Source organism: Embleya sp. NPDC005575 (assembly GCF_040605455.1).
Classification (GTDB): Bacteria; Actinomycetota; Actinomycetes; order Streptomycetales; family Streptomycetaceae; genus Embleya.
Genome location: NZ_JBEXCV010000013.1, coordinates 89578 through 97367 on the forward strand (window position 1 = coordinate 89578; position 7790 = coordinate 97367).

Sequence of the window (7790 nt, forward strand, 5' to 3'; positions counted from 1 at the left end):
CATACCGCAACGCTCGCATTCGACCAACTCTAACGGTCCGCGCTACACCGTGTTCTCGCGCTCCACCGGAACCACTCGGCGCGGCAGCACCCGGGCTCCGGGCACCGCGCCGAACGCGACCCGCGCGGCCCGGCAGGTGCCCGATCCGGTCAGTCGCTCGGCCACCACGTGCGCGGTCTCCCGGTCCGGCGCCAGGAACGCGCAGGTGGGCCCGGACCCGGACACCAGCGAGCCGACCGCCCCCGCGGCCATCCCCGCGGTCAACGTCGCGGCCAGCGCGGGCCGCAGCGACAGAGCCGCCGGTTGCAGGTCGTTGACCAGGTTGGCGCCCAGCGCGTACGCGTCGCCGGCGCGCAGTGCCGCGATCAGCTCCTCGCGCGGCGCGGGCCGCCCGACCGCCTCGCCCGCCACCTCGCGCAGCCGGTCGCACTCGCCGTACACGGCCGGCGTGGAGAGCCCGCCGTCGGCCAGCGCGAACACCCAGTGGAAGCGCGCCGTGGTCGGCACCGAGGCCAGCCGCTCGCCGCGCCCGGTGCCGATCGCGGTACCGCCCAGGTCGGAGAACGGCACGTCGCTGCCCAACTCCGCGCCGAGTCGGCGCAGCATCTCGCGAGGCGTGTCGCCGCGCCACAGCGTGTCGCACGCGAGCAGTGTCGCCGCCGCGTCCGCGCTGCCGCCTGCCATGCCGCCCGCGACCGGGATGCCCTTGCGGATGTGAATCCGCACGTTCGGCTCGCGGCCGAGCCGGTCGGCGAGCAGGATGGCCGCGCGCGCGGCCAGATTGCTGTGGTCCAGCGGGACCTCGTCGATGCCCTCGCCCTCGCAGGCCAGACTCAGCCGGTCCGCGGGCGTGACGGTGACCTCGTCGTACAGGGAAACGGCGTGGAAGACGCTGACCAGCTCGTGGAAGCCGTCCGGCCGCACCCCACCGACCGCGAGTTGCAGGTTGACCTTCGCGGGAACACTGACGGTGACGGAAGACACGGCTCGTGGAACTCCTTCGTGGCCCTGCCGGGCCTCTTCGGACCGGTGCCGTGCGAACTCCTCGACACCGTCGCCGATGGTATCGACGGCGGCACCGTGCCCTCGGTAGCGGGGCTCGTTCGCCCTAGGGTGCGGCTTCGCCCGGCACCCTGCGCTCGGTCGAGTCGGGTCGGTGCTCGGCGATCCTGGCGAACGCCTCGACGCCCAGCGCCTCGCCGCGCGTGCGCGGATCGATCCCGGCCGCGCGCAGCGCCTGCTCGGCGCCGGCGGGGGAGCCCGCCCACCCCGCCAGGGCCGCCCGCAGTGTCTTGCGGCGCTGGGCGAACGCGGCGTCCACGACCGCGAACACCTCCTGGCGAGTCGCCGTGGTCTCGGGCGGCTCGCGGCGCACGAACGAGACCAGGCCCGAGTCGACGTTGGGCGCCGGCCAGAACACGTTGCGCCCGATCGCGCCCGCGCGCTTGACGTCGGCGTACCACGCGGCCTTGACCGAGGGCACGCCGTACACCTTGCCGCCGGGTGTCGCGGCGAGCCGGTCGGCCACCTCGGACTGCACCATCACCAGGAGCCGGTCCAGCGACGGGAAGGTCTGCAACATGTGCAGCAACACCGGCACCGACACGTTGTACGGCAGGTTCGCCACCAGCGCGGTGGGCGCCGGGCCGGGCAACTCGGTCACCGTCATCGCGTCCGCGTGCACGAGCGCGAAGTCGGCGGCCCGCTCGGGCATCCGGGCGGCGATGGTGGTCGGCAGGTGCCGGGCGAGCACCGGGTCGATCTCGACCGCGACCACCCGCGCGGCGCTCTCCAGCAGGGCCAGGGTCAACGAGCCGAGTCCGGGGCCGATCTCGACGACGACGTCCTCGGGTCGCACACCTGCGGTGCGCACGATGCGCCGCACCGTGTTGGCGTCGATCACGAAGTTCTGGCCGAGCTGCTTGGTCGGGCGCACACCCAGGGCCTCGGCGAGCGCGCGGATGTCCGCGGCACCGAGCAGTCCCGGTCCCGCGGGAAGATCACTCACGAGAAGAGCCTACTGCCGCACAGCGGCCACGGACTCGCCCCCCGTTGCACATACATGAGCTTTGCCCGATATGTCTGCTCGGAGGCAGGTGCCTGACTTGCCACCCCGTTGCCGCCCATCGACTGCCAGGTCTGCGCGTCGAACTGGTAGAGCCCGTGATAGGTCCCCGACGCGTCCACCACGTTCGCCCGGCCACCCGACTCGCACTGCGCGAGCGCACCCCAGTTGAGCTGATCGGCCCCCGCCACCGAGTTCGGCATCTCCTTGGTGCCGACCTTGACGATCTGGGTGACCGGTTCCTTGACCACCTTCTCGGAGATCTTGCGCGGCTCCTGCTTGACGCCGTTGATCGTCTCGTACGAGTAGGTGATCTGACGAAGCCCGACCACGCCCTTGGTGGCGACCTCCTCGGTCCCCTTGGACAGGGTCGGATCGTCCTGCTTCGTGGTCTTGAACGGGATCTTCTCGTCCTTGGTCACCGTGGCGCCGGTGACCCGCAGGATCGAGACGGTCTGGCCCTGCTGGGGGTAGGAATCAGTCGGCGTGTCCACCCGGTCCTGCGGCCCTATCGCAATCCCGGCCTGCTCCAGCGCGGCCTGCACGGTCGCCGCGTTGGTCCGCAGCGGCACCGTCTTGCCGTCGACGAGGAAGGTGATCGCCCGCTCGGTGCGCACGTCCAGGTTGAGCCCCTGCCGGCCGATCGGCAGGTCGCGGGAGACCGACAGGTACGCGCCGTCCGCCCGCACGCCGACCTGCTCCAGCGCCTCGGACACCGACTTCGCGGTCACCCAGATCTGCTGAGGTCGGCCGTCGACGGTCATCGTCAGCAGTCGGCCGTAGCGCACCGCGACGCGGTCGCCGTCCTCCAGGCCCGCCTTGCGCCCGGGCGCGACGATGTCGTGCTCGCCGACCTTGATCTCCTGGCGGCCGAGCAGCCCGGAGACGTCCGAGGCGAACGTGTGCACGGTGCGCTCCTCGCCGTCCACGACGAGCGTCACCGTCTTGTCGTACGCGACGAAGGCCGTGGTGCCGCCGACCAGGACGGCGACCACGAGGGCCTGCGGAACGAGAGTGCGCAGAGAGGGTCCGGGGCGACTGCCGCCCCTGCCCGCCCGGGCGGTGTTGCGCCTGCGGGCGGAGCCGGCGGAACGACTCAACGGTGCTCCTGGGGGAATCCGAGGGGACTGGTCCGGGTGTGACCCGGGAGGGCCGGGGCGCTGTTCCCCCCGACGAGCATCGGACTGTACACGGGAGCGGAGCGGGCACCGCCCGTCCCCCGGTCGTCCGGGTGAGGGGCGGCAACGGCGAGGCAACTACGCGGGGGCGAAGGTGCGTTCGGCGTTGGCTGCGAGCGCGCCGGCCAACTCGTCCTCGGTCACACCCTTGACCTCGGCCATCGCCCGCACGGTGATCGGCACCAGGTAGGGCGCGTTCGGCCGGCCGCGGAACGGCACCGGGGTCAGGAACGGCGCGTCGGTCTCGACCAGGATCAGGTCGATCGGCGCGACCGCGAGCGCGTCCCGCAGCGGCTGTGCGCTCGGGTAGGTCACGTTGCCCGCGAAGGACATCACGTAGCCCAGCTCGGCGCACGTCTTCGCCAGCTCGGCGTCACCCGAGAAGCAGTGGAAGACCACCCGTTCCGGTGCGCCCTCCTCGGCCAGGATCCGCAACACGTCCGCATGCGCCTCGCGGTCGTGGATCACCAGCGGCTTGCGGTGCCGCTTGGCGATCTCGATGTGCCGGCGGAAGGACTCCTGCTGGTCGGCCACACCCTCGTCGCCCGTGCGGAAGTAGTCCAGACCCGTCTCGCCGATCCCGCGCACGTGCGCCAACGCGGCCAAGCGGTCGATCTCGGCGAGCGCCGCGTCCAGCGCGGCGGCACCGCCCGGCGCGCGGCGCTGCCCCGACCAGCCGTCCGGGTCGCCGAGCACGATCCGGGGCGCCTCGTTCGGATGCAACGCCACCGTCGCGTGCACCCGCTCGTGCGCGGCGGCCGTTTCGGCCGCCCACACCGAGGACGGCACGTCGATGCCCACCTGGACCAGCGTGTCCACGCCGACCTCGGCGGCGGCCGACAACGCGTCGGCCACACTCGCCTCCTGGAGGTCCAGGTGCGTATGGGCGTCCCAGACGGGCACCCGCAGCGGCTCGGGCGCGGGCGGCGGGGTGGTGTCCCGGGCCCCGCCGTCCCGACGCTTGCGCTTGCTCAAGGCTCAGAAATCCTTTTTCTCTTCGAGGCGCGGGAACAGGATCGCGCCCTTGGTGATCGTCGCCCCTGCGGGCAGTTGCCCCCAGCGGCCCGCGTCCTGCACGTGCTGCGCGGCCAGCGGGCCCAGGTGCGGCTCGGCGCCGAGCGAGTCCCACAACTTCTCCGCGGTCGCCGGCATCACCGGGTTGAGCAGCACGGCGAGCGCACGCAGCGACTCGGCCGAGGTGTACAGGATCGTGGCCAGCCGGGCCCGGCCCTCGGGGCTGTCGTCCTTGGCCACCTTCCACGGCTCCTGCTCCGTGATGTAGCCGTTGACCAGCTTCACGTAGCCGAACACCGCATCCAGACCGGCCTGGAAGTCGAGCAGCCGGACCCGGTCGTCGGCGACCGACACGGCCTCGATCAGCGCGCTGTGCAGCGCGCCCTCGGCGTCCCCGTCGGCGGTGGAGGCGGGCAGCGCGCCGTCGAAGTACTTGCCGACCATGGCCGCCACACGCGAGGCCAGGTTGCCGAAGTCGTTGGCCAGCTCCGAGGTGTACCGCGCGGAGAAGTCCTCCCACGAGAAGGACCCGTCCTGGCCGAACTGGATCGCGCGCAGGAAGTAGTAGCGATAGGCGTCCACACCGAAGTGGTCGGTGAGCTGCTGCGGCGAGATGCCGGTCAGGTTCGACTTGCTCATCTTCTCGCCGCCGACCATCAGCCAGCCGTTCGCGAACACCCGGCCGGGCACCGGCAGGCTGTTGGCCATCAGCATCGCGGGCCAGATCACCGCGTGGAACCGCAGGATGTCCTTGCCGACCAGATGCACGTCCGCCGGGAAGGTGCCCTTGAACTTCGCCTCGTCCGCGCCGTAGCCGACCGCGGTGGCGTAGTTGAGCAGCGCGTCGATCCACACGTAGATGACGTGCTTGGGGTCCCACGGGACCGGGATGCCCCAGTCGAAGGTGGACCGCGAGATGGACAGGTCCTGCAGGCCCTGCCGAACGAACTGGAGGACCTCGTTGCGCGCCGAGGCGGGCTGGATGAAGTCCGGGTCGGCCTCGTAGAACTCGAGCAGCCGGGGGCCGTACGCGGAGAGCTTGAAGAAGTAGTTCTCCTCCTTGAGCATCTCCACCGGGCGCTTGTGGATCGGGCACAACTTCTGCCCGTCGTCGCCGTCGAGCAGATCGCCCGGCGCCTTGTACTCCTCGCACGCCACGCAGTACGGGCCCTCGTAGCCGCCCTTGTAGATCTCGCCCTTGTCGTACAGATCCTGGACGAACTCCTGGACCCGGTCGGTGTGCCGCTTCTCGGTGGTGCGGATGAAGTCGTCGTTGGCGATCTCGAGGTGCTCCCAGAGGGGCTTCCACGCCTGTGTCACCAGCTTGTCGCACCACTCCTGGGGAGTGACGCCGTTCGCCTCGGCCGTGCGCATGATCTTCTGACCGTGCTCGTCCGTGCCGGTGAGGAACCACACCTTCTCACCGCGCTGGCGGTGCCAACGGGTGAGCACGTCGCCTGCGACGGTCGTATAGGCGTGGCCCAGGTGCGGGGCGTCATTTACGTAGTAAATGGGCGTTGTGACATAGAACGCCTTCTCGCGCTCGCCCGCAGTGATGTCAGTGGTTCCAGTGGCCGCCATACCCGGAATCCTACGGCCGGCGCGACGGCGCCCGCCCCCGAGTATCGGCGGGGGCGGGCGGGGACGGGCGGGCGGCCCGGAGCGGGCTCAGGCGGAGCGGTGCAGCGACGGCAGGTGCCACCGCGAGGCCCCGCGCGGAGCGGGCACCTCGGCCGGCTTGTCGGCCTTCGCGACCTTGACCGGCTTGACCGTCCCGACGGCCTTGACCGGCCTGGCCGTCGAGGTGCCGGTCGCCGAGGCGACCCGGCCGGCCGGGAGTATGCGCAGGCGGGTGCCGTCGCAGTGCTCGCAGGCGGGCTTGGTGAACGGGGACGGGACCAGCGCCCCCTCCGAGTAGTACCGGCAAAGTCGCAATCCGTGCAGATCGGTCGCGTGGTGGATCTCGTAGTCGCGCTCCCAGCCTCGACCACACGACATACAGACGAAGGCGTAGGACTCGTGCACCACCGTCGGGTTCTCCATGACGACCTCCTCACACGGGCGCGCCCACCGACTCGTTCAGGGGGCTTCCCGTGACCGGTATCCATGGAATGCCCGAACGAGGTCTTCCGTATCGGCACATACGGTTCCTTGACGGGCGCCAACACGGAATATGGCGAACCCGAAAGACTCATCACCCAATCGAGTGCTGTGCCGTACCTACCCGTTGCGTGCACTTGACCGTCCACCCCGAGCCGATCCGAACGGATCCCGGCCCGACCCCGACCCGACCCCGACTCGACCGGGCACGCTGCGTCGCACCACGCGTACGCAACGTGCCGACACTTCGCGATCCGTTGTCGATCGATCGCCGCGGGTCAGCTTTTCTTCGCCGCGACCACCGCGTCGAAGACCACCCGCTTGGGCACGCCGACCTCCGCGGCCACCGCCGCGATGGCCTCCTTGCGGGACTGCCCGGCGGCCTCGCGCCCGGCCACCCGCTCGACCAGTTCGGCCGGGCCGATCTTCGAGGGGTCGGCGGGCGGCGCGCCGGCAACCACGACGGTGATCTCGCCGCGCACTCCCGGCTTCGCCCACTCGGCGAGGTCGGCCAGCGTGTCCCGGCGAACCTCCTCGTAGGTCTTGGTGAGCTCGCGACACACCGCGCCGCGACGGTCGGCGCCCAGCGCCTCGGCCATCGCGACGAGCGACTCGGCGAGCCGGTGCGGCGCCTCGAAGAAGACCATCGTGCGCGGCTCGGCGGCCAGCTCGGTCAGCCGCCGACCGCGCTCGCCCGCCTTGCGCGGCAGGAAGCCCTCGAAGCAGAACCGGTCCACCGGCAGGCCGGACAACGCGAGCGCGGTGAGCACCGCCGAGGGCCCCGGTACGGCGGTCACCCGGATGTCCTCGGCCACCGCCGCCTCGACCAGCCGGTAGCCCGGGTCGGACACCGACGGCATGCCGGCGTCGGTGACCAGCAGCACCCGCTTGCCCTCGCGCAGCGCCTGGACCAGCTCCGGCGTGCGCGCGGCCTCGTTGCCCTCGAAGTACGACACGACGCGCCCGGGCACCTCCACGCCGAGCGCGCCGGCCAGTCTGCGCAGCCTGCGGGTGTCCTCGGCGGCCACCACCTGGGCCGCGCCGAGTTCGACGGCGAGCCGCGCGGGCGCGTCGCTCACGTCACCGATGGGGGTGCCGGCCAGTACGAGTACGCCGCCCTGAGTGCTCTGCTGTTCGTGTTCCACTGCGCCATCCTCCCCTTTGACGCGCCCCGGTTGGCCCGCGCGTCAATACGATGCACGGGTGACGAGTGACGTGGCGACCGATCAGCCGACCCGAAAGCAGCCCCCGGAGGGTGATGCGGAGTCCCCCGGCAACACCGGGGCCGCCCGTCCGGAGCCGCGCGGATGGGCCTGGTCACTGGCCCGATTCGGATACCGGGACCGGCCGCCGACGTCGCTGCGCGAGCGGTTGGTGCCCTCGTACACCGACAACAGCGCGTACACCGGCGGTGGCTGGTTGCCGTGCCTCCT

Annotated in this window: 7 protein-coding genes and 1 pseudogene; 1 reads left to right on the forward strand and 7 read right to left on the reverse strand. The window is 71.5% G+C overall.

All coding sequences use genetic code 11. The features are described from left to right. Positions 1–42: 42 nt before the first annotated feature. The 7 genes from ABZS54_RS07115 to rsmI all read right to left on the reverse strand — a co-directional run bounded on the left by ABZS54_RS07115 (position 43) and on the right by rsmI (position 7502). Positions 43–984, reverse strand: coding sequence for a 4-(cytidine 5'-diphospho)-2-C-methyl-D-erythritol kinase (locus ABZS54_RS07115; RefSeq protein ID WP_355531912.1), 942 nt, complete (start codon positions 982–984; stop codon positions 43–45). 124 nt (positions 985–1108) lie between these two features. Continuing rightward, positions 1109–2008: a 16S rRNA (adenine(1518)-N(6)/adenine(1519)-N(6))-dimethyltransferase RsmA gene (rsmA, locus tag ABZS54_RS07120; RefSeq protein WP_355531914.1), complete on the reverse strand. Its 900-nt coding sequence runs from the start codon at positions 2006–2008 to the stop codon at positions 1109–1111. Next, complete coding sequence (locus ABZS54_RS07125) at positions 2005–3165, reverse strand: ubiquitin-like domain-containing protein (protein ID WP_355531916.1); 1161 nt, start codon at positions 3163–3165, stop codon at positions 2005–2007. Before ABZS54_RS07125 ends, rsmA begins: the two co-directional genes overlap by 4 nt. Before the next feature lie 156 nt (positions 3166–3321). Further along, positions 3322–4218 carry a TatD family hydrolase gene (locus ABZS54_RS07130; RefSeq protein WP_355531918.1) on the reverse strand — a complete coding sequence of 299 codons (897 nt, stop codon included), beginning with the start codon at positions 4216–4218 and terminating at the stop codon, positions 3322–3324. A 3-nt stretch (positions 4219–4221) separates the two neighbouring features. Further along, positions 4222–5838, reverse strand: coding sequence for a methionine--tRNA ligase (gene metG / locus ABZS54_RS07135; RefSeq protein ID WP_355531920.1), 1617 nt, complete (start codon positions 5836–5838; stop codon positions 4222–4224). Positions 5839–5925: 87 nt separating this feature from the next. Continuing rightward, entirely contained in the window at positions 5926–6300 is a 375-nt protein-coding gene (locus ABZS54_RS07140) for a hypothetical protein (protein ID WP_355531922.1), read from the reverse strand. Positions 6301–6635: 335 nt separating this feature from the next. After that, positions 6636–7502 carry a 16S rRNA (cytidine(1402)-2'-O)-methyltransferase gene (rsmI, locus tag ABZS54_RS07145; protein WP_355531924.1) on the reverse strand — a complete coding sequence of 289 codons (867 nt, stop codon included), beginning with the start codon at positions 7500–7502 and terminating at the stop codon, positions 6636–6638. 58 nt (positions 7503–7560) lie between these two features. Between rsmI and ABZS54_RS07150 the strand changes: the two are divergent. Beyond that, positions 7561–7790 (forward strand): annotated as a pseudogene (locus ABZS54_RS07150) (hypothetical protein); the annotation flags it as partial.

Bases quoted from the DNA above. Each gene is read 5' to 3' on its own strand.
- metG (WP_355531920.1), bottom strand. From the start codon at position 5,838: ATGGCGGCCACTGGAACCACTGACATCACTGCGGGCGAGCGCGAGAAG.
- ABZS54_RS07140 (WP_355531922.1), bottom strand. From the start codon at position 6,300: ATGGAGAACCCGACGGTGGTGCACGAGTCCTACGCCTTCGTCTGTATG.